We start from the raw sequence: 24493 nt of genomic DNA on the forward strand, positions 1-24493 counted from the left end.
GTGCGTGAGCGTGCGCTCGACCTCGGCGAGCAGCGCGCCCACCGCGCCGGCGCCGAAGCGCGCCCGCAGCGTCCGCCGGAGCGCGGCCGCGCCCTGCCGCTCGGTCGCGCCGGTCACGTCCACCGCCGGCAGATCCCACAGCCCGCCGAGCAGCCCGCTCGGCGCGCGCCGGACCAGCACGAGCGCCCCGCCCACCTCGGCGACGGCGCACGCGACCGCTGCCGCTCGCCGCGCACCCCGCCGCCGGGCCGGCGGGATCTCCGCTGCGCGGCCGGCACCGTGAGCGGCGCAGGCACTCCGCACGGGGCACCGCGCGCAGGCCGGCGCGGGCTTGCGGCACAGCGTCGCCCCGAGCTCCATCAGCGCCTGGTTGAAGTCGCCGGGCCGCTCCTCGGGGACGAGCTCGCCCGCGAGCGCCCACAGGGCGCGCTGCACCGCCGGCGCGCCCGGCTCGCCGTCGACGCAGAAGAGCCGCGCGACGACTCGCGCCACGTTCCCGTCCACCGCCGCGGCGGGCAGCGCGAACGCGATGCTCGCGACCGCGCCCGCGGTGTAGGGGCCGAACCCGGGGAGCGCCCGCAGGGCCTCGACCGAGCCCGGCAGGCCACCGTGGCGCGCCAGCGCGGTGCGCGCGGCGGCGAGGAGGTTCCGGCAGCGCGCGTAGTAGCCGAGCCCGCTCCAGAGCGCGAGCACCTCGTCCTCGTCCGCCGCGGCGAGCGCGGCGAGCGTCGGGAAGCGCGCCACGAAGCGCTCGAAGTAGGGCACCACGGTGGCCACCTGCGTCTGCTGGAGCATGACCTCCGCGAGCCAGACGCGGTACGGATCCGCGCCGTGCTGCGCGGCGCGCCACGGCAGGGCGCGGTGGCCGGCGTCGTACCAGGCGAGGAGGCGGCGGCGGAGCGCGGCGCGGCGGCCCGGCGGGACGATCACGCGGCCGAGGGTACGGCCGCCCTGCGGAGCGGGTCAAACGCGGACGCCGGCGGGCGGGCGGGCGGCGGAGTGGCCAGCTTGAACGCCGGATGCGCGGCGCGGGCGAGGTCTGGTCGGAGGTGGAGCGGGCGGGCGGTCGCTCGGCGAGGCGCCCGTGGGTTCGGGCGCTCGCGCGAGCGGGGTTCGCCGCGAAGGGCGCCGTGTACGCCGTCATCGGCGCGCTCGCCCTCCGGCTCGCGCTCGGCGAGGGCGGGCGGGCCACCGACTCGAAGGGCGCGCTCGCCACGCTCGCGCAGGCGCCGCTCGGCGGCGCGCTCGTCGCGGCGCTCGCGATCGGGCTCGTCGGCATGGCCCTCTGGTTCGAGGTCCAGGCGATCGCCGATCCGGACGGCGAGCGCCGGCGCGGCGCCTGGGCGGTCCTGTCGCGCGTGGGGCAGGCGATCGGCGGCCTCGGCTACGTCTCGCTCGCCCTGGCGGCGGTGCGCCTCGCCTCCGGCGGCCGGGCCGGTCCGAGCGGTAACGCGGCGGCGCGCAGCTGGACCGCCCGCGCGCTCGAGCTCCCCGCCGGCCGCGTCCTCGTCCTCGCGGGCGCCGCGATCGTGGTGTTCGTGGGGGCGCGACAGATCTGGACCGGCGTGCGGCGGAAGTTCCTGAAGCACCTCGACCTCGCGCGCGCCGGATCCTGGGTGCGGCGCTGGGCGGCGCCCCTCGGCACGCTCGGCTTCACGGCGCAGGGCGTGGTCTTCGTGCTCGTGGGCCTCTTCTTCGCGCAGGCGGCGCTCGAGGGGGATCCGCACGAGGCGACCGGGTTCGACGGCGCGCTCGCGACGCTCGCGCGCCAGCCGTACGGGGCCGTGCTCCTCGGGGCGGCGGCGCTCGGCCTCCTCGCCTACGCGGCGTTCGCGCTCGTCGAAGGCCGCTACCGGCGCCTCGGCGCGCGCTGACGGGTCGAGGCCCGGACGACGAGGCCCGGACCGCTGGTGCGATCCGGGCCTGGCGGCGCGGCGGGGGCGCAGCTCCCGTTCAAACTATCCGCTTCTCGATCGTCTCCCAGCTCAGGTTCTTGAAGAACGCGTCGACGTACTTCGCGCGCTCGGTCGCGAGGTAGTCGCGCATGAACGCGTGCTCCCACCCGTCCATGACGAGGACGGGCCTGAAGCCGACCGGCACGTTGTCCTGGTGCAGGTTGATCCAGTGGTTCGAGAGCCAGCCGGTGGACGGATCCTGGAAGGTCATCGCCCAGCCGACGCCGGGCATCGTCGCGATCGCGCGGAAGTCGGCGAGCCAGGTCTCGTACTTCCCGAACGAGGCCTCGAGCGCCTTGCGCAGCTTCCCGCCGGTGGGCGGCTCGGCCTGGGCGCCCGGCGCCAGGTTCTCGAAGTAGTACTCGTGGTTCACCATCCCGCTGTACTCGAACCCGAGGCGCCGGGTGAGCTCGGCGAACACCGGGTCGGCGCCGGAGGCCTTGCCGTCGTTGCAGATGCCCTGGAGCTTCTCCGTGAGCGCGTTCGTGCGCTTGACGTAGCCCTCGTAGAGCTTCAGGTGCTCCTCGATCTGCTTGTCCGAGATGCCGGTGAGCCCCCGGACCTTGGAGTAGTCGCGCGGGGTGTAACGCTTCACGTCAGCCATGTTCCCTCCGTGGGCCTGCGGGCCGTGAGCGGCCGTACGGTGCCGTTTTCGGTGAGCGGGAGGTAGCGGTGGGTCCCGGATGCGTCAAGGCGCCGAACGGGGGCCCGAACGGGATCACCATTCACGGTGAGGCAACGTCGCCACCGTGACGCCGGCCGAAGGCCCGCCCGCGGGGTCCCTCGCCTCGCGCTCCGCGACGGCGTCTCTGCGCCGCGCGGCGCCGCCTCCGTAGGAGGGACGCGTCCGGCCCGCGCGCGCTCGCTGCGCGCCCTCGCCGCCGTCCCGCGCGGCGCGCCTGGCCCCCGCGTCCCTGCGGGTGCTATAGGTCCGCCGCATGCCATCCCGGGCTCACGCCCCCGGGCGCCGCGTCCGCCGCCTCGCCCTCGCCCTCCTCGCCGTCGTCCTCGCCGCAGCCGCCGCGCTCGGTGGCCTCTGGCTCGCCACGCCCGACCCGCGCCCGCTCGCCCGCGAGAACCCGCGGACGACGGCGCTCATCGCGCAGCGGCAGGCGGAGGCGAAGGCGCGCAGGCACTCGTTCCGGCCCCGGCAGGTGTGGGTCGGCCTCGATCGCGTGTCCCCGCGGCTCGTCGAGGCGGTGCTGGCCTCCGAGGACGCGAACTTCTTCGGGCACGAGGGGCTCGACTGGGAGGCGATCCGGCTCGCCGCCGAGCACGACCTCAAGGAGCGCCGGTTCGCGCGCGGAGCCTCCACCCTCACGCAGCAGCTCGCCAAGAACCTCTGGCTCGGCACCGAGAAGAGTCTCCTGCGCAAGGCGAAGGAGGCGGTGCTCGCGGCGAAGCTCGAGCACGCCCTCTCGAAGCGGCGCATCCTCGCGCTCTACCTGAACGTGGTGGAGTGGGACGACGGCGTCTTCGGCGCCGAGGCGGGGGCGCGCGCACGGTTCGGCGTCTCCGCGGCGTCGCTCTCCACGGCGCAGGCCGTCGTGATGGCGTCCATCCTGCCTGCGCCGCGGCGGGTGGACCTCGCGAACCCGTCCTCCTGGCTCAAGCACCGCTCGCGGCGCCTCCTCGACCGCCTGCGCGCGGCCGGCCGCGTGACCGCCGAGGAGCACCTCCGCGCGAGCAGCGAGCTCGAGCGGATCCTCGCCGGTCCCACGCCGGCCGACGACCTCGAGGAGCCGCCGGAGGACGACGCGCCGCTCGCGCCCGCCCCGGTCGCGACGAGCGCCGAGCCGGGCGAAGGTTAAGGCAGCCTGTCGCGCTACGGGAGCGTCAGGTCGGCGAAGAGCGCCGGGACGAACGCGCAGGCGCCCTCGTACCCGGCGAGCGGGTCGTCGTCGTAGAGGAGCGAGAACCCCAGCGCGGCGCCGCTCCAGCACTCGCTCGCGCGGTACTGCAGCCCGGCGGACACCCACGCGGCGTCACCGCGGCCCGCCCCGGCCGCGTCCCAGCGCGAGCGGAGCGACAGGTTCCGCGGCGTGGCCTCGAGCGTCTGGAGCGCGACCTGCAGGTCGCCGCCCGCCGCAGTCGCGCGGAAGGCGTACACCGCGTCGAGGCGGACCGGGTCGTCCGGATCGCGGCTGCGCGCGCCGAGCGCGGTCGCGTCCACCCGGACGGCCTCGCGCGCGTCGTACGCGACCTCGAGGCGGCCGAAGTCCTCCTGCTGCCATCCCGCGGCGTGGTCCAGCGCGGCCGCCGCGTCGAAGTCCACGGCGAACGAGCCGCTGCCGCGAGACGGGAGCGCGCCCGGGTGCGCGACGCCCGCCACGATCGGCGCGAACGCCGCGCGCGCGTCCGAGCCCCGGCGCGCGTCGAGCAGGTACGACCAGCCCGTGCCGTCCCGGCGCGCCACGAGGCGCCACACGTTCAGCCCCTCGCGATCCGTCCAGGGCCCCCAGGTGCACGACGCGACGTCGCAGGTCGTCGGCGGCAGGGAGGCGACGGCGCGAAGCCGCCCGAGGGTCCAGGCGACGCCGGCGTTCACGGTCGTCGCCGCCCAGAAGGTCGTCCGGGCGTAGCCCGACCCGAACGTCGGAGCGGCGGCGACCACCTCCGCGGTGGTGGCCGTCGGCGAGGGGGGCGGCGCCGGGGAGGCCATCCGGATCGCCGCCTCCTCGGGGAGCGCGGTGCGGAGGCCGTCGGCGTCGGTCTGCACCGCCGCCTCGCACGCGGCGAGGAGCACTGCGGCGAGCGCGAGCGTCGTCCTCATCGTCTCCTCCTGCCGGATCCGCGGGCGCGCGGCCCCTGGCGTGGCCGAGCATGCCAGCGCGCGGAGGTGGCAGGGAAGGCGACGATGTGGGAGGGCGGCGCGAGCCCCGCCGCCCGGGTCACCAGGTCACGCGGCCTTGCGACGCGCCGCGAACCACTCGAAGGTGCGCGCGAGCCCGTCCGCGAGCTTCACCTCCGGCCGCCAGCCGATGGCCGCGGCGGCGCGCGCCGGGTCGATGCACGAGCGCTTCTGCTCCCCGAGGCGCGCCGCGGCGTGCTCGGCGGGCCGATCGGAGCGGGCCGCCCGCGCGATGTGCGCGTAGAGCTCGTTCACGTCGGTCTCCACCCCGGTGCCGACGTTGAGCGGCCCGTCGTACCGCTTCTCCGCGGCGAGCAGGTTCGCGCGCGCGACGTCGCCGGCGAAGACGTAGTCGCGCGTCTGCCCGCCGTCCCCGAAGATCGTGCAGGGGCGGCCCTCGAGCAGGCGCCCGCAGAAGATCGCGACCACGCCCGCCTCGCCGTGGGGATCCTGGCGCGGGCCGTACACGTTCGAGTAGCGCAGCGCGGTGAAGGGGATCCCGTAGTTCGCCCGGTAGACGCCGAGGTACAGCTCGCTCGCGGCCTTCGCCGCGCCGTAGTGGGAGACGGGCAGCTGCGGGTGGTCCTCGGGCGTGGGCACGCGCTCGGTGTCGCCGTAGGTGGCGCCGCCGGAGGAGGCGAAGAGGACGTGCTCGACGCTCTTCGCCTCGACCGCGCCCTGCATGAGGTTGAGGAGGCCGCCGATGTTGACGTCCGCGTCGAAGCGCGGGTCCGCCATCGACCGGCGGACGTCGATCTGGGCGGCGTGGTGGCAGACCACCTGCGGTCGCTCCTGCTTCAGGACCTCGAGCGCGGCCGCGCTGCGCACGTCCACCGGGTAGAAGCGCGCCGCGGCGGGCACGTGCTCGCGCTTGCCCGACGAGAGGTCGTCGAGGACCGCCACGTCCCAGCCCGACTGAAGGAACAGATCGGCGATGGTCGAACCGATGAACCCCGCCCCGCCCGTGATGAGAATCCGCTTCGCCACCTCGCCCCCCTCCCGTTCACCCGACGTTCAAACCCGCTCGCGGAACCAGGCGATCGTCCGCCGCATTCCGTCCTCGAACCCCACCCTCGGCTCCCAGCCCAGGACTTCCTTCGCGCGCGTGATGTCCGGCCTCCGCACGCGCGGGTCGTCCTCCGGGAGCGGCTCGTGCACGATGGGACAGTGGCTCCCGACGAACCGCTGCACCGCCTCGGCGAACTGCAGGACGGTCATCTCGTGCGGGTTCCCGATGTTCACGGGATCCTGGAAGCGCGCGTGCAGGAGCCGCCAGATCCCTTCCACGTTGTCGTCCACGTAGCAGAAGCTCCGGGTCTGGGTGCCCTCGCCGAACACGGTGATGGGCTGCCCGCGGAGCGCCTGCGCCACGAAGGTGGGCACGATCCGCCCGTCGTCCAACCGCATGCGAGGGCCGTAGGTGTTGAAGATGCGGGCGATGCGGACGTCCACCTTCTCGTAGCGACGGTAGGCGACGGTGATCGCCTCGGCGAAGCGCTTGGCCTCGTCGTAGACCGCGCGCGGGCCGATGGGGTTCACGTTCCCCCAGTACGACTCGCGCTGCGGGTGCTCGAGAGGATCGCCGTACACCTCGGACGTCGAGGAGAGCACGAAGACGGCGCCCGCCCGCTTCGCGAGCCGCAGCGCGTTCTCCACGCCGTGCGAGCCGACGTGCAGCGTCTCGAAGGGGTGCTTCAGGTAGTCGATCGGCGAGGCGGGAGAGGCGAAGTCGAGGACCGCGTCGACGGGCCCGGTGATCGCGTCGAGGGGCTGGCAGATGTCGCCCTCGACGAAGTCGAAGCGAGGCTCGCGGGAGAGGTGCTCGAGGTTGCGCCGCGTGCCGGTGATGAAGTTGTCCATCCCGGTGACGCGCCAGCCCTCCGCGAGGAGGCGGTCGGTGAGATGGCTGCCGATGAACCCTGCCGCCCCGAGGACGACTGCGCGCTTTTCGCTCATTCGTGGGGCAATCTACTTCTTGGCGCCGAGGTCATCGAGCGTCAGCTGGCCGGGGAGCGCCTGGCGGTACTTCTCGAGCACCAGATCGATGCCCTGCCGGATGTACTCGGCGACGGGCACGCGCGTGCGCTCGTGCAGGAGCTTGAGGCGCTCGTTCTGCTCGGGCGTGATGTAGACGGTCGTCGAGATCTTTTTCCGGGCCATGGCGGCTCCGGCGAACCTATGTGACCATCGGTATAGTGTCAAATAACGCCATGCGTAAGCTCCCTCCCCTCCTCGCCGCCCTGGCGGCGCTCGCCTGCAGCGCTGCTCACCCGCCGGCGACCTCCGCCGCCCCGCCTGCTGCGGCGAGCCGCCGCCCCTTCACCTCCGGGCCCGCGGGATCTCCGTCGGGGACGCCGGAGGACCAGGACGGCGATGGCCGCCCCGACACCTGGGTGACGCGCGGCCCGGACGGCGCCCCCTCGCGGCTCGCCTACGACCTCGACCGCGACGGGACGCCCGACGTGGTGCTCGTGCTCGAGGACGGCGCGCTCGTGCGGGAGGAGCTCGCGTATCCCGTCGGCGGCGTCCCCGCGACCTGGAGCGTGTTCGAGCAGGGCGAGCTCGTCCGCAAGGAGCGGGACACCGACGGCGACGGACGGCCCGACCTCTGGGAGCGCCATGCGCACGGCGTGCTCGAGCGCGTGGAGGTCGACACGGACCGCGACGGGACGCCGGATCGGACGGAGCGCGCCGGCGCGGCGCAGGCGGATCAGAAGTAGAAGCTCGCGCAGAGCGCCAGCTCGGGGCGCCAGCCCTCCCCGGGGACGCGCCGGAGGCCCGCCCTCGCCCCGAGCGCGAGGTCCCGGTGCGCGAACCACTCGAGCCCGGCCCCTACCCCGGCGGAGAGCCCGCTCGCTCCCGCCGGGTCCCTTCCGGCGTGGCTCCACCCCAGCTCGAGCTGGAGCAGCGGCCGGAGCGCGTCGGTGCCCGGCGACCAGCGCAGCCCGGCGGTAGCCTCGACGCGGCGGACCGTCCCGCGGCCGGAGGGCTCCGGGCCGGACCCGAAGCCGAGGCGCGCGACGGCCTCGAACGGCCCGTCGAGCCACGCGGTCGCCGCGATCGCGACGGGGAGCGAGACGCGAGCTGCGCCGCCGGCCGGCCACGAAAGCCCGGATTCCACGGAGATGGAGCGGTTCGAGAGCTGGGCGGCCGCGGGGGACGCCGCGGCGAGGGCGGCGAGGACGGTGAGCCGCAGGAAGGGGCGCATGCGGCACGCGCGCAGCAAGAAGCGGGCGCATGCCCGCTCTCCACGTCCCCCTCGCCTTCCGTTCGATGCTCGCGGCCCTCCCGCTCGTCGCCTGCGCAGGGCGCGCGGCCGTGCACCCCCGCGCCGCCGAGGAGGTCCGCCGCGGCTACGCCTACCTGGAGGTGGCGGACCCCGAGCGCGCCGGCGTCGCCTTCGCGCACGCCCTCGAGTTCGATCCGCAGTTCCCGGAGGCGCTGAACGGGCTCGGCATCGTCGCCCGGCGCGAGGGCGATCTCGACGCGGCGAGGCGCCGGTTCGAGCGGGCGGTGCGCCTCGCGCCGGACTTCGCCGAGGGCCACGCGAACCTCGGGGAGACGCTGCTCGCCGCCTCGCGCGCAGAGCCCGCGCTGGCGGAGCTGCGCGCCGCGCTCCGCATCGACCCCGACCTCGCCGACGCGCGGCAGAACCTCGCCCGGGCGCTGCTCCGCCGCGGGCTGGACGCGCCGGATCGCCCGGCACGCTGGGCGGAGGCGCGGCGCGAGTACCTGCACCTCCTCGAGGCGGACCCCGCCCGCGCCGCCGCGCACCACGACCTCGCGTTCATGGACTACTCGGACGGGCGCTACGCGCGCGCGGAGGCGGGATACCGGCGCGCCGCGGAGCTCGAGCCCCGCTCGCGCGAGGCGCTCCACGGCCTCTGCATCTCGCTCGTGAGGCTCGGCCGCTGCGCCGAGGCGGCGCGCGCCTGCGAGCGCTGCCTCGAGGTCGCGCCGGGCGCGGACGCCTGCCGCACCAGCCTGCGCGGCGCGCACGCGTGCGAGTAGGCGGCGCCCTCGCCCGGGTCGCGCGCCTCGACGAGAGCTTCGCCGCGAGAACGAGACGACGCGCCGCGGGGAAGCCCCGCGGCGCGCCGGATGCCGAACCGCGTCGTCGCTACGCCTTCGCGACGAGCTTCTTGCCGTGATCGAAGCCGCGCTGGAACGCCTTCATGTTCAGCTCGACAGTGGCGGGGGGGACGGAGTCCTTCACCGCCTCCCGGGCCGCCTCCTCGCTCACGATGCCCGTCACGGCGGTGAAGAACCCCACCATGACGATGTTCATCACCATCTTCCGGCCGAGCTCCTCGGCGATGCGCGTCGCCGGGACGGCGAACACCTTCACCGTGCTCGGCAGCCCGGTGGGCTTCACGAGCTCCTCCTCGATGAGGAGCGTCCCGTCCGGCCGGAGCTCGGGCGAGAACTTCGCGAACGCGTCCTGCGACATCGCCACCATGAGGTGCGGCTTCTGCACGTACGGGTAGAGGATCGGCTCGCTGTCGACGACCACCTGCGCGCTGCAGGCAGAGCCGCGCGCCTCGGGGCCGAAGGCCTGCGTGAGGCACGAGTGCTTGCTGTCGAACAGCGCCGCCGCCTTGCCGATGATGATGCCGCCCAGGATGACGCCCTGGCCGCCCAGCCCGCCGATCTTGATCTCCGTGGGACCCATTTCCGTATTCTCCTCTGGGCGTTTACGCCTGCGACTTCGCGGCGCCGGGCGAGACGTACGGCACGTACTTCGCGCCGAGCGCCTCCTTGTACCGCTGATCCATCGCGTCCTCGAGCGTCGCCCGCTCGCGGTCGACGAACTTGCCGACCGTGATCTCCTTGCGGTAGTCGAGCGCGACCTCGCGCGTGTCGACGCCGTTACGGATGACGCTCTTCTCCTTGTAGAACTTCATCTCGTCGAGCCCCTCGCCGAGCTTGTTGCGGCGGAGGTACAGCGTGGGGCACGGCGCGGCGATCTCGATGAAGCGGAAGCCGCGCTTGTTGATGGCTTCGGCCATCGACTTCGCGAGCTGCTTCACGTGGTAGGCCGTCCAGCGGGCGACGTAGACCGCGCCGCAGGAGTCGGCGAGCATCGGCATGTTGAACGTCTGCTCGAACGCGCCGTACGGCGTGGTCGAGGCGATGGCCGGGCGGAACGTGGTCGGCGTCACCTGGCCGCCCGTCATGCCGTACGTGAAGTTGTTCACCATCACGACGAGCAGGTCGGCGTTGCGGCGCGCCGCGTGGATGAAGTGGTTGCCGCCGATGGCGGACAGGTCGCCGTCACCGGAGTAGACGACCACCTTCAGGTCCGGGCGGGCGAGCTGCAGGCCCGTCGCGAACGGGATGGCGCGGCCGTGCGTCGTGTGGAACGAGTCGACGTTCAGGTAGCCGGCCACGCGGCCGGTGCAGCCGATGCCCGAGACCACCGCCAGGTTGTCGAGCGGGATCTTGGACTCGTCGAGCGCGCGCGCGAAGCAGTTCACCGTCGTGCCGATGCCGCAGCCCGGGCACCAGATCGACGGCATGCGCTCCATGCGCAGGTACTTGTTGACGGGGTTCTCCTTGACCGGCGCGCTCATCGAACGGCTCCCACAATGGCGTTGGTGATGACCTGCGGATCGTGAACGGTGCCGCCGACGTGCGGGACCGGGACGACCTTGGTCCGGCCCTCGACGATGCGCTGCACCTCGAGCACCATCTGGCCCAGGTTCAGCTCGGGGACGACGAACGCCTTCACCTTCTTCGAGAGCTGGAGGATCTCCTTCTCGGGGAAGGGCCAGGCGGTGATGAGCCGGAAGGAGCCGACCTTCACGCCCTGGGCGCGCGCCTGCTGGATCGCGCGCTCGGCGATGCGCGAGGTGATGCCGTAGGAGACGACCACCACCTCGGCGTCGTCGAGGTCCTTCGCCTCGTACTTCACGATCTTGTCGGCGTTGAGGACGATCTTGTTCCAGAGCCGCATCTGCATCTTCTCGTGCTCGGGGACCGTCATCTTCGGGTAGCCGCGCTCGTCGTGCGTGAGGCCCGTGACGTGGATGCGGTAGCCGTCGCCCGGCTTCACCATCTCGGGGACGAGGCTGCCCTCGGCGGGCGCGAAGAGCTTGAACTCGCCGGGCGGCTTCTTCGTCCAGCGGCGCTCGGTGACCTTGATCTCCGCGTCCTCGGGGATGACCACCTTCTCGGTCATGTGCCCCACCACCTCGTCGAGCATCACGAGGACCGGGACGCGGAACTCCTCGGCCATGTTGAACGCGTCCACGGTGAGGTCGAAACACTCCTGCGGCGAGTTCGGGCAGAGCGCGATGAGGCGGTAGTCGCCGTGCGAGCCGAACCGCGCCTGCATCATGTCGCCCTGCGCGGGCTGCGTCGGGAGGCCCGTCGACGGGCCGGCGCGCTGCACGTTGAAGAACACGCACGGCGTCTCGGTGATCGCGGCGAGGCCGATGTGCTCCATCATGAGCGAGAAGCCGGGGCCCGAGGTGACGGTGCAGGCCTTCGCGCCGCCCCAGGCGCCGCCGAGCAGCGCGATCGACGCGGCGAGCTCGTCCTCGAACTGGAGGAAGCGGCCGCCGACGAACGGGAAGCGCTGCGCGAGCCGCTCGACCACCTCGGTCGAGGGCGTGATGGGGTAGCCGGCGGCGAAGCGGCAGCCGGCGGCGATGGCGCCCTCGCTGCAGGCGTGGTCGCCGTCCAGGTAGTGGCTGCCGGTGAGGGTTCCGGAAGAGTTCGCGTTTGACATTCGTGGCTCCTAGGCGGCGGCCGAGTCGAGCTTCTCGCGGTAGCCGTAGATCGAGAAGTCGGGGCAGAAGAGGCCGCACATGTCGCAGCCGTTGCAGAGCTCCGGCTTCGCGAGGAAGGGCGGGTGGTAGCCCTTCGCGTTGTAGCCCTTCTCCAGGTCGAGGGCGTGCAGCGGACAGAACTCGACGCAGAACCCACAGCCCTTGCAGTTCTCGCGGTTCACGACCACCACGCCTTTGAACTTCTTGTCCTTCTTCGCCGCCGGTGACGCTGCTGTCGTCATATCGCTCCTCTGGAGCGTCCGGGCCGGCATGGTCCGGTCACGCTGGGAGAGTGCCGGGGTCAGTACTACGTCGCCCCACGCGGGCGCCTGGACGCAGGTCAATCGAGAAGAGATTTCCCCGCGAATCGATTGCGCATTTCATCGACCCATTTGCTCGACGTTTGATCGACCGCGCGCCTCCACGATTCGACGCGGGCCGGCCCGGGGTCGCGCGAATCCGCGCAGAGGCGCGAAAAGACGAAGGCCCTCCCCCGGATGAGGGGAAGGGCCTTCGAGGTCGGGACGCGGCGGTCGGGCTACCCGATGGTCCAGGTGTCGCTGCCGGCGAGCAGCTTCTCGAGCGACGCGTCGGGCTTCTTCGCCTTGGCGCCGTCGATGATCTGCCAGGTCAGCTCCTCGCAGGTCGGCATGCGCACGTTGCGGAACACGCCGATCGGCGTGGGGAACCCGGGCTTCATCGAGAGGTTCGCGAGCATGAACGCGATGGTCGGATCCTCCCGCGTCGCGTCGTGCACGAGGATGTCCTTCTCGGTCACGCCGCCGTCGCCGATCGTCACCACCTCGAGCTCGGCGCTCTGCGGGTTGAAGCGAATGCCCTTCTTGTTGTCCTTGCCGAACACGAGCGGCTTGCCCTGCTCCATCCGAAGGAGCGCGTCCGCCTTCACCGCCTTGTCGGTGAGGAACTCGTAGGCGCCGTCGTTGAACACCGGGCAGTTCTGGAAGACCTCCACGAGCGTGCTGCCCTTGTGCTCCGCCGCCGCCTTGAGGACGCCGCCCATGTGCGCGCCCTCGACGTCGATGGTGCGCGCGACGAACGTGGCGCCGGCGCCGAGCGCGAGCGCCGGCGGGTTGAACGGGTAGTCGGGCGAGCCGTGCGGCGTCGTCTTGGTCTTCTTGCCGAGCTCGGAGGTCGGCGAGACCTGGCCCTTCGTGAGCCCGTAGATGCGGTTGTTGAACAGCAGCATCTTGAGGTCGAGGTTCCGCCGCATCGCGTGGATGAAGTGGTTGCCGCCGATGGCGAGCGCGTCGCCGTCGCCGGTCACGATCCACACCTGCAGCTCGGGCCGGGAGACCTTGAGGCCCGAGGCGAAGGACGGCGCGCGGCCGTGCAGCGTGTGCATCCCGTAGTTGTTCATGTAGTACGGGAAGCGGGACGAGCAGCCGATGCCGGAGATGAAGACGATGTTCTCGCGCTTCACCCCGACGGCCGGCAGCGCGCGCTGCACCTGGTTGATGATCGAGTAGTCGCCGCAGCCGGGGCACCAGCGCGGATCGACGCCGGACTCGAAGTCCTTCTTCGTGTAGGTCGGGAGGGCGGTATTCACGTTCTGTCCATTCGTGCTCATGGTGATAGTCCTTTCCGGCTCTCTCAGAGGACCTCGAGGACCTTGCCCACGAGCTCGCCGATCTTGATGGGCTTGCCGTTGATGCGGTTGAACTGCAGCGGATCGACCCCCGGGAACTTGCCGCGCAGGTAGAAGGCGAGCTGCCCGTCGTTCACCTCGGGCACGAACACCTTCTTGAAGCGCCTCAGCACCTCGCCGAGGTTCTTCGGGAGCGGGTTCAGCCAGCGCAGGTGCACGTGGCTCACGGCCTTGCCGCGCGCCTGCAGCTCCTCGGCGGCGCCGCGGACCGCGCCGAACGTGCCGCCCCAGGAGACGAGCAGGAGGTCCCCGCTCGCCGCGCCGAACGTCTCGACGTCAGGGACGTCCTCCACCACGTTGCGGATCTTCTGCGCGCGCGTCTTCACCATGCGCTCGTGGTTCATGCCGTCGTACGACACCATGCCCGAGAGCGAGTCCTTCTCGAGGCCGCCGACGCGGTGCTCGAGACCCGGCGTGCCCGGGACCGCCCAGGGCCGCACGAGCTTGTCGTCGCGCAGGTACGGCATGTACTGCGCGCCGTCCGCGTAGTTCGGGACGGTCTGGTACTTCACCTGCAGCTTGGGCAGCTCGTCGAGGCTCGGGACCTTGAACGGCTCCGAGCCGTTGCCGAGGTAGCCGTCGGTGAGGAGGAGCACCGGCGTCATCCACTTCGTGGCGATCTTCATCGCCTCGATCGCCGACCAGAAGCAGTCCGCCGGGCTCTGCGCCGCGAGGACCGGCATGGGCGCCTCGCCGTGGCGGCCGAAGAGGGCCATGAGCAGGTCCGCCTGCTCGGTCTTCGTCGGCATGCCCGTGGACGGACCGCCGCGCTGCACGTTCACGATGACGAGCGGCAGCTCGGTGATGACGGCGAGGCCCATCATCTCGGTCTTGAGCGCGAGGCCCGGGCCGGAGGTGGAGGTGCAGGCGAGCGCGCCGCCGAAGGCGGCGCCGATGGCGGAGCCGATGCCCGCGATCTCGTCCTCGGCCTGGTACGTCACCACCCCGTGCTCCTTGAAGTACGACATCTCCTGGAGGATCTCGGTGGCGGGCGTGATGGGGTAGCTGCCGAGGAACACCTGCCGGCCGGTGAGCCGCGCGACCGTGGCGAAGCCGAGCGCCGTGGCGAAGTTGCCGGTCACGTTGCGGTACGTGCCCGCGGCGAGCTTCGAGGCCGGCACCTGGTACCGCTGGTAGAACACCTCGGACGTCTCGCCGTAGGCGTGGCCCGCCTTGAAGACGGCGGCGTTCGCCGAGGCGAACTCCGGCTTCTTCGCGAACTTCCGCTGGATCGCCTCGAGCTGCGGCTCGATCGGCCGGCTGTAGAGCCAGTACATGAGGCCGAGCGCGAAGTAGTTCTTGCAGCGCGCGACCTCCTTCGACGACAGCCCCGAGCCCGCGAGCGCGGTCTCGGTGAGCTTGTTCATGTCGACGGGGACGAGCTTGTACGTCTGCGTGAGCGCGGCGTCCTCGAGCGGGTTCGTCTTGTAGCCGGCCTTCTCGAGGTTGCCCGCCGTGAACGCGCCGGCGTTCACGAGCAGCATGCCGCCCGGCTTCAGATCGGCGAGGTTCGTCTTGAGCGCCGCCGGGTTCATCGCGACCAGCACGTCGGGCGCGTCGCCGGGGGTGTGGATCTCCCGGGCGCCGAAGTTCACCTGGTAGCCCGACACGCCGTAGAGCGAGCCGGCGGGCGCGCGGATCTCCGCGGGGTAGTCCGGGAACGTCGCGAGGTCGTTGCCGGCCAGCGCGCTCGCCCGCGTGAACTCAGTGCCGGTGAGCTGCATGCCGTCGCCGGAGTCGCCGACGAAGCGGATGGTGACGGCCTCGACCTGCTCGACCGTGTGCTTTCCCGCGGAAACTTGCGTGGACATGTGTCCTTTCGTCCTTTCAGAGAGTGCGCGCGAAGCGAAGGCCCGGCGGTAGGCGCCGGGCCGGCCTTGACTTCATGCCGGATTGGGCCGGGGAAGTCAAACCTAACCCCCTGAAATGACGCGAGGATTGTGGACCGTCCTTGTCCCCAATCAATCTGATCAGAAGATCGGATCCGCGCGTCCGAGGGCCCCTCAGCCCGGGAACATCTTCCCCGGGTTGAGGATTCCGAGCGGATCGAAGACCGCCTTGAGGCGGCGCTGGAGGGCGACGAGCTCCCTGCCCTGCTCGTACTCGAGGAAGTCGCGCTTCGCGAGGCCGACGCCGTGCTCGCCGGTGATGGTGCCGCCGAGATCCACCGCCGCGCGGAGGATCTCCCCGACCGCGAGATCGACCCGCGGGCGCTCCTCCGCCCGATCGAAGAGCACGTTGCAGTGGAGGTTGCCGTCGCCGGCGTGCCCGTACGTCGCGACGACGAGGCCGTGCCGGGCCCCGATCGCCTTGGCGCGCTCCACCATCGCCGGGATCTTGGAGCGCGGGACGGCGACGTCCTCCGAGAGCTTCATCGGGTGGAGCGTCTTGAGGTTGACCGACAGGTAGCGGCGCGTCTCCCACACCTCGCGGCGCTGCGCCTCGTTCTGCGCGACGATCACCTCGCCCGCCGCGTCCCCCTGCACGATCTCGGCGACCCGGACGATCTCCGCGAACACGCTCTCCTCGTCGTTGCCGTCGGTCTCGACGAGGAGCGCCGCCCCCGCCCCCGCGGGGAACCGGAACGGCGAGGTCTTGCCCGCGGCGGCGAGCGAGACGTCGTCGAGGAGCTCGAGGCAGCGCGGGATCACCCCGCCCGCGAGCACGCGGGAGACGGCGCGCGCCGCGCTCGCGACCGAGTCGAACACCACGAGCGCGGTCGAGACGTGGCGCGGGCGCGGCAGGAGCTTCACCATGACCTCGGTGACGATCGCGAGCGTCCCCTCGCTCCCGACGAGCAGGCCGGTCAGGTCGTAGCCGGCGACGCCCTTGATGCTCCGGTGGCCGACCTTCAGGATCTCGCCGGTGGGGACGACCGCGGTGAGCCCGAGGACGTACTCTCGGGTCACGCCGTACTTGAGCGCGCGCGGCCCGCCCGCGTTCTCGGCGACGTTGCCGCCGATGGTGCACAGCTCGAGCGAGTTCGGATCCGGGGGGTAGAAGAGCCCGTGCTCCTCGACCGCCGCCTGGAGCTGGCCCGTCACGACGCCGGGCTCGACGCGGGCCACGAGGTCCTCGGGCGAGATCTCGAGGATCCGGTTCATCCGGTCGAGCGACACCGCGATCCCGCGCTGCACCGCCAGCACGCCGCCCGACTTGCCGCTGCGCGCCGCCACCGGCACGACCGGCACGCGGTGCGCGCTCGCGATCCGGAAGACCTCCCGGATCTCCTCGGCGGACTCGACGAGCACCGCGACGTCGGGCGGGTAGGCCCCGAGGTCGGACTCGTCTCGCCCGTACGCCTCGAGGCGCTCGGGGTCGCGCGTGAGGCGCTCGGCGGGGAAGGCGCGGGCGAGGTCCGCCAGCGCCGCGGCGACGGGCGCGGTCATCCGAACACCTCCAGGTTCGCGGCCGTGATCGCCGCCGGCGCGTCGAGCGCCGCGAATACCACGACCCGCGCGACGTCCTCGGGGCTCAGGACCGGCGCGAACGGCGTCGCCTTCAGCATCTCGGTGTCGGTGCTGCCCGGCGACACGGCGACGCACTGCACACCGTGCGGGCGGAGCTCCTCGGCGAGGCACTTCGTGAGCCCCACGAGCCCCCACTTCGACGCGTTGTAGGCGCTCGCCGCCGCGGTGCCGAGGGTGGCGGAGATCGAGCAGACGTTCACGATCCTGCCGCGCCGCCGCGCCTTCATCCCGGGGATCACGGCGCGGGCGCAGAGGAACGCGCCGGTGAGGTTCACCTCGAGCACCTCGCGGAACGCGGCCGGGGTGAGATCCTCGGCGAGCCCGCGCGCGAGCACGCCGGCGTTGTTCACGAGCAGCTCGACCGGGCCGAGGGCCCGCTCGTGCGACGCGAGGAGGCGGGCCACGTCCTCCTCGCGCGAGACGTCCCCCGCCACGGCGAGGGCCGCGCCGCCCTCCGCCACGAGCGCCTCCACCTGACCTGCCGTCCGGGCGAAGACCGTGACGGCGACCCCGCGGGCCGTGAGCGCCCGCGCGATCGCCGCGCCGATGCCCCGCCCGCCGCCCGTGACGATGGCGGTCCTCGCGGTCACCGCCTCGCCCTCCGCGCCCCGCGGGCCGGCGCACCGGCGCGCCCGGCGAGCGCGAGGAAGCGCCGCCGCGCCGCGCCGTCCCGCGCGAGCGCCCCCACCCAGGCGTCCGCGTGCGCGCGCGCGCCGCCGCGCTTCTCGCCGCGCACGGTCATGCAGAGCTGCTCCGCGTCGAGCAGGCACGCCGCGCCGCGCGCCCCGAGGTGCGTGACGAGCGCGTCCGCGATCGCGCGAGAGAGCTCCTCCTGCAGCAGGAGCCGGTGGGCGAGGGTGTCGACGAGCCGGACGAGCTGACCGAACCCCACCACCCTGCCGCCGGGCAGGTAGGCGACGTGGGCGACCCCCCTCGACGGCAGGAGGTGGTGCGGGCAGACCGAGTGGAACGCGATGCCCGTCACGGCGACGAGATCGCGGCTGGACGACGGGATCGCCTCGGCGAGCAGCTCGGCCGGATCGCGCCGGTAGCCGTCGACGAGGTCCTCGAGCCAGGCCTGCGCCACGCGCCGGGGCGTGCCCTGGAGATCCTCGGACGCGCGGGTCTCGGCGGGCAGCCCGAGCGCGTCGAGGAACCGCTCGACGGCCTCCGCGGCCGCGGCCGGATCCGGCGGCGCGGCGCCGCCGGTGGCGCGGGACCGCGCCGGCCGGACTGGCCTAACGGCCACGCGGCCCCCGGTAGGTGACGCACGAGTCCGGGATCTCGTAGAGCCGCACCTCGGCGAGCCCCGGCAGGTGCGGCTCGAGCGCCTCCCAGATCCACCGCGCGATGTTCTCCGCGGTGGGGTTCTCGAGCACGTCGTTCAGCGTTCGGTGGTCGACGCGCGCGAGTACCTGCTCCTGCACGACGCGCTTCACCTCGCCGAAGTCGGCGATCATCCCGGTGCGGGGATCGACCTCGCCCTCGAGCGCGACGAAGAACCGGTAGTTGTGCCCGTGCATCCGGAAGCACGGGCCCTCGTAGCGAGGGAGGCGGTGCGCCGCGGCGAAGTAGAACTCCACGTCGAGCCGCATGCGGCGGGCGTCGGGGTAGTCGATCGCTGCCATGGCCCTCTTATAGCTCCACCACGACGTCCTCGCCCTCGACGCGCACGTCGAACGACTGGACGCACACGTCCGGGAACTCGGAGCACTCGCCCGTCTCGAGCGCGAAGGGCCACGCGTGCAGCGGGCAGAAGACCGTGTCGCCCTTCACGTCTCCGGACGCGAGCGCCGCGCCGCGATGCGGGCAGACGTTGTCGAGCGCGTAGACGCGCTCGCCCTGGCGGAAGATCGCGAGCTCGCGGCCGCCCACCTCGACGACCCGCCCACGCCCGTCCTCGATGTCCTGGAGCCTTCCGACCTTCACGCGCACGACCTCACCGTAGCCGGGAGGTCCGACGCGCGGACGTCCGCCGGGTCGCGCCGCGAGGCGCGCGCCTCGCCGCCGGGACGTCGGCGGCGACGGGCGAATCAGCCTGCGCTCGCGGCGACCTGCGCGGGGACGCAGTCGATCGAGCAGTACAGCCGCCCACCCGCCGCGTGTCCGCGCCCGAGCATCTTGGCGCCGCACGCGGAGCACGCGGGCGCGGCCTGCACGACCGCGCAGCCGAACGAGCAGAAGGTCGTCTCCCGGCCGCGATACCTGAGTCCCACCGGATACGGCCCGACGGCGCCTCCGCAGCATGCACAACGGTCCATGGTCGCCTCCCTCGCGCTGCCCTAGGCGGCGCTCGCCAGGAGGGAAGCTAGCTTCCGGGTGCCCGCCGCGGGAGCGCCCCGACGTGGGCACGTCCGGGCCCGGCGCGAGCGAAGGACCGGGTGCATCGGAACACGGTGAGCCCTCGCGCCGGGAACGACACCCCGCACGGCGCGGACGAACGCACGCGCGGGAGGCGCGCGCTGGAGCGCGGCAGCCGAGCTTCGGCGCGAAGACGAGGCGAGATTTCCGGACGCTAGGCGACCGGCGGAGGAGGCATGTCGCTCAGGTTGAGCGCGTTCTTCAGCACCTGGCTCGGCCGGAAGGTGAGCACTCGCCGGGCGCTGATCTCGATCTCCTCGCCCGTCTGCGGGTTCCGGCCGACGCGCGACTTCTTCTCGCGGACGATGAAGTTCCCGAAGCCGCTGATCTTGATCTTCTCGCCGCGCTCGAGCGTCTCCTTGATGGTGTCAAAGACCATCTCGACGACCTCGGCGGCCTCCTTCTTGGAGAAGCCCACCTTCTCGTAGACGCTCTCGATGATATCGGCCTTGGTCACGTCGCGCTCCCGCTCCCGGGTCGGCTAAGTGTCGAATTCGTTAGCTGATTTCAGAAACGGTGTCAAACCCGCACGCGCACCTTCAGCGCTGACCCGCCCCGCCCGGTGCCGCTCCCTCGCCGCTCCCCTCGGGAGCGGGTGAACCCGGCCGCGCCGGAGCCGCGCTTTCGCGCTTTTCCAGCGTCTGGAGCTCGCGCTGTGCCCCTTCCCGGGGCGCACGGGTACGTTCGGCGGCCGCGTCGAGCTGGGCCTCGACACCCTCCCCGGGCGGGACTGTCACGATGCTCTCGCTGGGTCCGCGTCGCCCCAGGCCGGCCGTCCGGGCGAGCACGATCCCGCTCACGCTCGCCGCGGCGAGCGAAAGGCAGAGCGCCGTGGCCGCCGCGGGTCGGCTCGAGCCCTCGACGAGCGCGCGCACGGCGATGACGGCGGCCGCGAGGCCGACGATCACGCCGAACGGGGCCGAGAGCGGATTCCACGACGACAGCGCCGCCGCGACGGCGAAGCCGAGCGCAGCGAGCGGCAGCCGGCGGGTGGCCACGCCCTACCCCCGGAGCTCCGCGCCGAGCCCGCCGCGCAGGCGCGCGACGATGCGCGCGTGGGCGGCGTCCGCCTCGGTGTCGGTGAGCGTCCGATCCGGGGCGCGGTAGCGGATGGCGAGCGCGAGGTTCTTCTTGCCTGCCGGGATGGGGGGACCGCGATACACGTCGAACAGCGTCGCGTCCTCGACGAGCGGCTCCTCGCGGACCGCGGCGAGCACCGCGCCCGCCTCGACGCCCTCGGCCACCACGACCGCGAGGTCGCGCAGGACCGCGGGGAAGCGGGGGATCCCGGCGTAGCGCGGCACGAGCCGCGCGCCCCGCACGAGCGCGGCGCCGGAGAGCCGGAACGCGAGCACGCCGCGCGGCAGCTCGAACGCCTCGGCGACGCGCGGGTGGAGCTCGCCGACCTCGCCGAGCGGCGCATCGTCGGCGCCGAGCACCTCGGCGGAGAGCCGCGGGTGGAGCCACGCTCCGCCGCGCGCCCGCCAGCGCGCGTCGATGCCGAGCGCCTCGAGCACGGCCGCGACGGCGGCCTTCGCGTCGTGGAAGTCGACGGGGTCCGATCCGCCCGCCCACCCGGTCGGGCTCCGGCGGCCGACGAGCACGCCTGCGAGCTCCCCCTCCTCGGCGGCCGGCGCCGGCGCGCCCGCCGGGGCGGGGCGATACACGCGGGCGATCTCGTAGAGCCGCACGTCCTCGACGCGCTGGCGACGGTTGGTGGAGGCGTTGCGGAGGAGCGACGGCACGAGGCTCGTCCGCATCACCGCCAGGTCGGCGCTGATCGGGTTCTTGAGCGCGATGGGCCGGAGCGCGGTCGCCGCGGGATCCGCGAAGGGCGCGAGGTCGCGCTCCGCGACGAAGCTGAAGTTCACCGCCTCGGCGAAGCCCGCCGCCTCGAGCGCCTCCCGGGCGCGCGCGGTCACCTGCGCGTCCGCCGGCTCGACCGGCGTGCGGACCGCGTTGGCGGGCAGCGTCTCGGGGATGGCGTCGTAGCCCTTCGTGCGGACGATCTCCTCGACGAGATCCTCCTCGAGCGACACGTCGACGCGCCAGCTCGGCACCCCGAACGTGGCCCCGTCCGCGTCGCTCGCGCGCTCCTCGAACCCGAGGCCGGCGAGGATGCGGCGCACCTCGTCGCGCGCCACGTCGATGCCGAGCAGCTCGGCGGGCCTGCGCCAGCGGAGGCGCACCGCCGGCGCCTGGTGCGGGCGCGGGTGGGCGTCGACGATCCCGGGCCGCACGGTCCCGCCGGCGAGCTCCGCGATGAGCGCCGCGCAGCGATCGAGCGCCGGGATCACCATCCCCGGATCGGCGCCCCGCTCGAACCGGTAGGAGGCCTCGGTCTTGAGGCCGTGCCGCCGCGAGGTGCGGCGGATCCCGCTCGGCGCGAACCAGGCGGACTCGACGAGCACGCGGGTCGTGCCCGCGGAGATCTCCGAGTCGCCGCCGCCCATCACGCCCGCGAGCGCGCTGCCGCGGTCGCGATCGGCGATGAGGAGATCGTCGGGCTCGAGCGCCCGCTCCTTCCCGTCGAGCGTGACGATCTTCTCGCCGGGCCGGGCGGTGCGGACGACGATCTCGTGGCCGGCCACCTTGTCGAGGTCGAACGCGTGGAGCGGGTGGCCGAGCTCGAGCAGCGCGAAGTTGGTCGCGTCGACCACGTTCGAGATCGAGCGGACCCCGCACGCCTCGAGCCTGCGCGCGAGCCACTGCGGCGACGGGCCGATCTTCACGCCCTCGACCACGCGCGCGGCGTAGCGGGCGCACTTCTCCGGCGCCTCGATCCGGACCTTCACCGCCTCGGCCGCCGGCGCGCCCGCCTCGCGCAGCGCGGGGCGGGGGAGCCGCACCTCCTGGCCCAGGATCGCCGCGACCTCGCGGGCGAGGCCGACGTGCGAGAGCGCGTCCGGCCGGTTCGGCGTGACGTTCACCTCGAGGAGCACGTCCTCGAGCCCGAGCGCGTCCGCGATCGGCGTGCCCGGCGCGAGGCCGCGGTCGAGGATGAGGAGCCCGCTCGCGTCCTCGGAGAGCCCGAGCTCGCGGGCCGAGCAGAGCATCCCGAACGACTCGACGCCGCGGAGCTTCGCCTTCTCGATCCGGGTCCCGCCCGGCAGCGTCGTGCCGACGGTGGCGAGCGGGACGACGTCGCCGACCTGGTAGTTCTTCGCGCCGCAGACGATCTGGAGCGGCTCGCCCTGGCCGGCGTCGATCTTCGTGACGGAGAGCTTCTCGGCGTTCGGGTGCTTCTCGGAGGCGAGGATCCGCGCCGCGACCACCCCGGCGAGCCCCTGGCCGACCCGCTCGACGGCCTCGACCTCGAAGCCCACGGCGGTCAGCCGGCGCGCCACCTCGTCCGCGGCCGCCAGCACGGGCGCGGCCGACCGTGGCTGCGCCGGAGCGAGCGGGGCGCCCGGTTGCGCCCCCCCGGCGAGGCTGCCGAGGTCCACGTACTCCGAGAGCCACTTGAGAGAGATCCGCATGCCGAGGGCTCAGAACTGCTCGAGGAAGCGCAGGTCGTTCTCGAAGTAGAGGCGCAGGTCGTCGATGCCGTAGCGGAGCATCGCCATCCGCTCGACACCCATCCCGAACGCGAAGCCGCTGTAGCGCTTGGGGTCGAAGCCGCCGTTCTCGAGGACCTTCGGGTGGACCATGCCGGCGCCGAGCACCTCGAGCCAGCCGGTCTCCTTGCACGTCCCGCAGCGCCGCGTCTGGGGAGGCTCACCCGCCTGCCCCTGCGCTCGCACCGGGATCCGACCGGTGCCGCCGCAGATGGAGCAGGAGACGTCGACCTCGGCGCCGGGCTCGACGAACGGGAAGTAGCTCGGCCGGAACCGGGTTCGGGTGCCCTCGCCGAAGTACGCGCGCGCGAACGCGGCGAGCGTGCCCTTCAGATCGGCGAAGGTGATCCCCTCGCCGACGCAGAGCCCCTCGACCTGGTGGAACATGGGCGAGTGGGTCTGGTCGTAGTCGGAGCGGTACACGCGCCCCGGGCAGATGATCCGCACCGGCGGGACGCCGAGGCGCTGCATGGCCCGGATCTGCACCGGGGAGGTGTGCGTCCGGAGCAGCACGCTGCCGTCGGGCGCACCGTCACCGAGCGTGGACGCCTCCACGTAGAAGGTGTCCTGCATGTCCCGCGCGGGGTGATCCGGCGGGATGTTCAGCGCCTCGAAGTTGAACCAGTCGAGCTCGATCTCCGGCCCGCTCGCGACCTCGTAGCCGAGGCGCGCGAAGATGGCCGAGATGTCCTCGGTCGCGCGGGTGATCGGGTGACGGTGGCCGCGCGGCAGGACCCGCCGGCCCGGGAGCGTCACGTCGATGGGGGGCCCGGCGAGCTCGGCCTCGAGCTTCCGGGCGTCGAGCCGGGACTTCGCGCCGGCGAGGAGCGCCTCTACCTCGTCCCGGACGCGGTTCGCGACCTCGCCGACCCGCGGCCGCTCCTCGGCGGGGAGCGCGCCCATGCCGCGGAGGACCGCGGAGAGCTCGCCCTTCTTGCCGAGGAAGCGGACGCGGAGATCCTCGAGCGCCTTCTCGTCGGCTGCGGAGCCGATGGCCTCTCGGGCGCCCTTCGCGAGCGCCTCGAGCTGTCCGAGGAGGTCGGCCAAGGCCCCTCCCCTATGCCCGGGCGGACTTGACGACGGCCGCGAAGTCGCCGGGCAGCGCGAGCGCGAGATCCGCGAGGATCTTGCGGTCGATGGCGATGCCCGCCTTCTTGAGCCCCGCGACGAGCCGCGAGTACGTCGTGCCGTTCTGGCGGGCGGCGGCGTTGATGCGGACGATCCAGAGCGCGCGGAAGTCGCGGCGCTTCTGGCGGCGGTCGCGCGTGGCGTAGTCGAGCGCGCGCTCGACGGCCTGGTTCGCGCGGCGGTAGCAGTTCTTGCGGCGGCCGCGGAAGCCCTTCGCCAGCTTCAGGACGCGGTTACGACGACGGCGAGCCTTGAATCCCTTCTTGACGCGCATCTTCCTTCTCCTGCCGGCGGGAGGCGCCGCGGTCCGTCACTCCTCGTGACGCCCCGTGCACTCTTGTGGACCCCGCTTGGGCGTTACGGCTCCCGGCGCCCTAGCGGGCGTACGGGAAGCACTCCTTGATCTTCTTCTCGTCCATCGGGGACAGGTGGTCCGTGCCCCGGAGATGGACCTTCTGCTTCTTCGTCTTCCCGAACGTCGCGAGGTGGCGGACGCCGGCGCGGCGGAACTTCACCTTGCCGCTCTTCTTCGGGATGAAGCGCTTCTTCGCGCCGCTCTTCGTCTTCAGCTTGGGCATTTCCTTCGTTCCTTCGTGCATCGTGCCCGGCGACGGACCTTTCCGGTCTCGCGCCGCGCACGGAGATCGGTTCGGCCTACCGCGGGCCGTCCGGGTTCGGCGCCGGAGCCGCCGCCGGGGGCGGCGCGGGCTGAGGGGCGGGCGCGGGGGCCTC

The 24493-nt window shown here is 73.0% G+C and carries 29 protein-coding genes; 4 read left to right on the forward strand and 25 right to left on the reverse strand.

What is annotated here, in order from left to right; translation table 11 throughout:
• The coding region (gene mutY / locus MNZ39_RS15650) for an A/G-specific adenine glycosylase (RefSeq protein WP_242340012.1) at positions 1–930 on the reverse strand (930 nt) is incomplete at its 3' end.
• An 89-nt stretch (positions 931–1019) separates the two neighbouring features.
• Between mutY and MNZ39_RS15655 the strand changes: the two genes are divergently transcribed.
• Positions 1020–1874: a DUF1206 domain-containing protein gene (locus MNZ39_RS15655; RefSeq protein WP_242340013.1), complete on the forward strand. Its 855-nt coding sequence runs from the start codon at positions 1020–1022 to the stop codon at positions 1872–1874.
• A 79-nt stretch (positions 1875–1953) separates the two neighbouring features.
• Here MNZ39_RS15655 and MNZ39_RS15660 read toward each other — a convergent pair whose 3' ends face one another.
• Positions 1954–2559 (reverse strand): Fe-Mn family superoxide dismutase, encoded by a 606-nt coding sequence (locus MNZ39_RS15660; RefSeq protein WP_242340014.1) that lies wholly within the window; start codon positions 2557–2559, stop codon positions 1954–1956.
• A 334-nt stretch (positions 2560–2893) separates the two neighbouring features.
• Here MNZ39_RS15660 and mtgA point away from each other — a divergent pair, with 334 nt between their 5' ends.
• Positions 2894–3766 carry a monofunctional biosynthetic peptidoglycan transglycosylase gene (gene mtgA / locus MNZ39_RS15665; protein WP_242340015.1) on the forward strand — a complete coding sequence of 291 codons (873 nt, stop codon included), beginning with the start codon at positions 2894–2896 and terminating at the stop codon, positions 3764–3766.
• A gap of 14 nt (positions 3767–3780) precedes the next feature.
• Here mtgA and MNZ39_RS15670 read toward each other — a convergent pair whose 3' ends face one another.
• From MNZ39_RS15670 to MNZ39_RS15685, 4 genes are all read right to left on the reverse strand, one after another.
• Positions 3781–4728: a hypothetical protein gene (locus tag MNZ39_RS15670; protein WP_242340016.1), complete on the reverse strand. Its 948-nt coding sequence runs from the start codon at positions 4726–4728 to the stop codon at positions 3781–3783.
• 126 nt (positions 4729–4854) lie between these two features.
• Positions 4855–5793, reverse strand: a complete 939-nt coding sequence (locus MNZ39_RS15675; RefSeq protein WP_242340017.1) for an NAD-dependent epimerase/dehydratase family protein — start codon at positions 5791–5793, stop codon at positions 4855–4857.
• A gap of 27 nt (positions 5794–5820) precedes the next feature.
• Positions 5821–6762: a UDP-glucuronic acid decarboxylase family protein gene (locus MNZ39_RS15680; RefSeq protein ID WP_242340018.1), complete on the reverse strand. Its 942-nt coding sequence runs from the start codon at positions 6760–6762 to the stop codon at positions 5821–5823.
• A gap of 12 nt (positions 6763–6774) precedes the next feature.
• Positions 6775–6966 carry a ribbon-helix-helix domain-containing protein gene (locus MNZ39_RS15685; protein ID WP_242340019.1) on the reverse strand — a complete coding sequence of 64 codons (192 nt, stop codon included), beginning with the start codon at positions 6964–6966 and terminating at the stop codon, positions 6775–6777.
• Between the two features lie 50 nt (positions 6967–7016).
• Between MNZ39_RS15685 and MNZ39_RS15690 the strand changes: the two genes are divergently transcribed.
• A complete protein-coding gene (locus MNZ39_RS15690) occupies positions 7017–7526 on the forward strand; it encodes a hypothetical protein (RefSeq protein ID WP_242340020.1) in 510 nt (169 codons plus the stop codon).
• Here MNZ39_RS15690 and MNZ39_RS15695 read toward each other — a convergent pair.
• Positions 7517–8014 carry a hypothetical protein gene (locus MNZ39_RS15695; protein WP_242340021.1) on the reverse strand — a complete coding sequence of 166 codons (498 nt, stop codon included), beginning with the start codon at positions 8012–8014 and terminating at the stop codon, positions 7517–7519. The two genes, MNZ39_RS15690 and MNZ39_RS15695, sit on opposite strands and share 10 nt — an antisense overlap.
• Positions 8015–8043: 29 nt before the next feature.
• Here MNZ39_RS15695 and MNZ39_RS15700 point away from each other — a divergent pair, with 29 nt between their 5' ends.
• Entirely contained in the window at positions 8044–8817 is a 774-nt protein-coding gene (locus MNZ39_RS15700) for a tetratricopeptide repeat protein (RefSeq protein WP_242340022.1), read from the forward strand.
• Positions 8818–8926: 109 nt separating this feature from the next.
• Here MNZ39_RS15700 and MNZ39_RS15705 read toward each other — a convergent pair whose 3' ends face one another.
• The 18 genes from MNZ39_RS15705 to rpmI all read right to left on the reverse strand — a co-directional run bounded on the left by MNZ39_RS15705 (position 8927) and on the right by rpmI (position 24339).
• The gene (locus MNZ39_RS15705) at positions 8927–9478 is read right to left on the reverse strand and encodes a 2-oxoacid:acceptor oxidoreductase family protein (RefSeq protein WP_242340023.1); all 552 of its coding nucleotides are present in this window, start codon (positions 9476–9478) and stop codon (positions 8927–8929) included.
• A 22-nt stretch (positions 9479–9500) separates the two neighbouring features.
• Entirely contained in the window at positions 9501–10379 is an 879-nt protein-coding gene (locus MNZ39_RS15710; protein ID WP_242340024.1) for a 2-oxoacid:ferredoxin oxidoreductase subunit beta, read from the reverse strand.
• Positions 10376–11539, reverse strand: coding sequence for a 2-oxoacid:acceptor oxidoreductase subunit alpha (locus MNZ39_RS15715; RefSeq protein WP_242340025.1), 1164 nt, complete (start codon positions 11537–11539; stop codon positions 10376–10378). Before MNZ39_RS15715 ends, MNZ39_RS15710 begins: the two co-directional genes overlap by 4 nt.
• A 9-nt stretch (positions 11540–11548) precedes the next feature.
• Complete coding sequence (locus MNZ39_RS15720; RefSeq protein ID WP_242340026.1) at positions 11549–11821, reverse strand: ferredoxin family protein; 273 nt, start codon at positions 11819–11821, stop codon at positions 11549–11551.
• Between the two features lie 296 nt (positions 11822–12117).
• Complete coding sequence (locus MNZ39_RS15725; RefSeq protein ID WP_242340027.1) at positions 12118–13167, reverse strand: 2-oxoacid:ferredoxin oxidoreductase subunit beta; 1050 nt, start codon at positions 13165–13167, stop codon at positions 12118–12120.
• Between the two features lie 23 nt (positions 13168–13190).
• The gene (locus MNZ39_RS15730; RefSeq protein ID WP_242340028.1) at positions 13191–15056 is read right to left on the reverse strand and encodes a 2-oxoacid:acceptor oxidoreductase subunit alpha; all 1866 of its coding nucleotides are present in this window, start codon (positions 15054–15056) and stop codon (positions 13191–13193) included.
• Between the two features lie 192 nt (positions 15057–15248).
• Entirely contained in the window at positions 15249–16634 is a 1386-nt protein-coding gene (locus tag MNZ39_RS15735) for an FAD-binding oxidoreductase (protein ID WP_242340029.1), read from the reverse strand.
• A complete protein-coding gene (locus tag MNZ39_RS15740; protein ID WP_242340030.1) occupies positions 16631–17305 on the reverse strand; it encodes an SDR family NAD(P)-dependent oxidoreductase in 675 nt (224 codons plus the stop codon). Before MNZ39_RS15740 ends, MNZ39_RS15735 begins: the two co-directional genes overlap by 4 nt.
• Positions 17302–17964 (reverse strand): GTP cyclohydrolase I, encoded by a 663-nt coding sequence (folE, locus tag MNZ39_RS15745; protein WP_242340031.1) that lies wholly within the window; start codon positions 17962–17964, stop codon positions 17302–17304. Before folE ends, MNZ39_RS15740 begins: the two co-directional genes overlap by 4 nt.
• Positions 17954–18343: a 6-carboxytetrahydropterin synthase QueD gene (gene queD / locus MNZ39_RS15750; RefSeq protein WP_242340032.1), complete on the reverse strand. Its 390-nt coding sequence runs from the start codon at positions 18341–18343 to the stop codon at positions 17954–17956. Before queD ends, folE begins: the two co-directional genes overlap by 11 nt.
• Positions 18344–18350: 7 nt before the next feature.
• Positions 18351–18650, reverse strand: a complete 300-nt coding sequence (gene nirD, locus MNZ39_RS15755; RefSeq protein ID WP_242340033.1) for a nitrite reductase small subunit NirD — start codon at positions 18648–18650, stop codon at positions 18351–18353.
• A gap of 98 nt (positions 18651–18748) precedes the next feature.
• The gene (locus MNZ39_RS15760; protein ID WP_242340034.1) at positions 18749–18976 is read right to left on the reverse strand and encodes a hypothetical protein; all 228 of its coding nucleotides are present in this window, start codon (positions 18974–18976) and stop codon (positions 18749–18751) included.
• Positions 18977–19230: 254 nt separating this feature from the next.
• The gene (locus tag MNZ39_RS15765) at positions 19231–19533 is read right to left on the reverse strand and encodes an integration host factor subunit alpha (protein ID WP_242340035.1); all 303 of its coding nucleotides are present in this window, start codon (positions 19531–19533) and stop codon (positions 19231–19233) included.
• Positions 19534–19615: 82 nt separating this feature from the next.
• The gene (locus MNZ39_RS15770; protein ID WP_242340036.1) at positions 19616–20074 is read right to left on the reverse strand and encodes a hypothetical protein; all 459 of its coding nucleotides are present in this window, start codon (positions 20072–20074) and stop codon (positions 19616–19618) included.
• Between the two features lie 3 nt (positions 20075–20077).
• Positions 20078–22555 (reverse strand): phenylalanine--tRNA ligase subunit beta, encoded by a 2478-nt coding sequence (gene pheT / locus MNZ39_RS15775; RefSeq protein WP_242340037.1) that lies wholly within the window; start codon positions 22553–22555, stop codon positions 20078–20080.
• 9 nt (positions 22556–22564) lie between these two features.
• Complete coding sequence (gene pheS / locus MNZ39_RS15780) at positions 22565–23680, reverse strand: phenylalanine--tRNA ligase subunit alpha (protein ID WP_255840896.1); 1116 nt, start codon at positions 23678–23680, stop codon at positions 22565–22567.
• A 10-nt stretch (positions 23681–23690) separates the two neighbouring features.
• Entirely contained in the window at positions 23691–24035 is a 345-nt protein-coding gene (gene rplT / locus MNZ39_RS15785) for a 50S ribosomal protein L20 (protein ID WP_242340038.1), read from the reverse strand.
• Positions 24036–24135: 100 nt separating this feature from the next.
• A complete protein-coding gene (gene rpmI, locus MNZ39_RS15790) occupies positions 24136–24339 on the reverse strand; it encodes a 50S ribosomal protein L35 (RefSeq protein WP_242340039.1) in 204 nt (67 codons plus the stop codon).
• Positions 24340–24493: the final 154 nt, after the last annotated feature.

It is taken from the genome of Anaeromyxobacter sp. SG66, assembly GCF_022690805.1.
Lineage (GTDB): Bacteria > Myxococcota > Myxococcia > Myxococcales > Anaeromyxobacteraceae > Anaeromyxobacter > Anaeromyxobacter soli.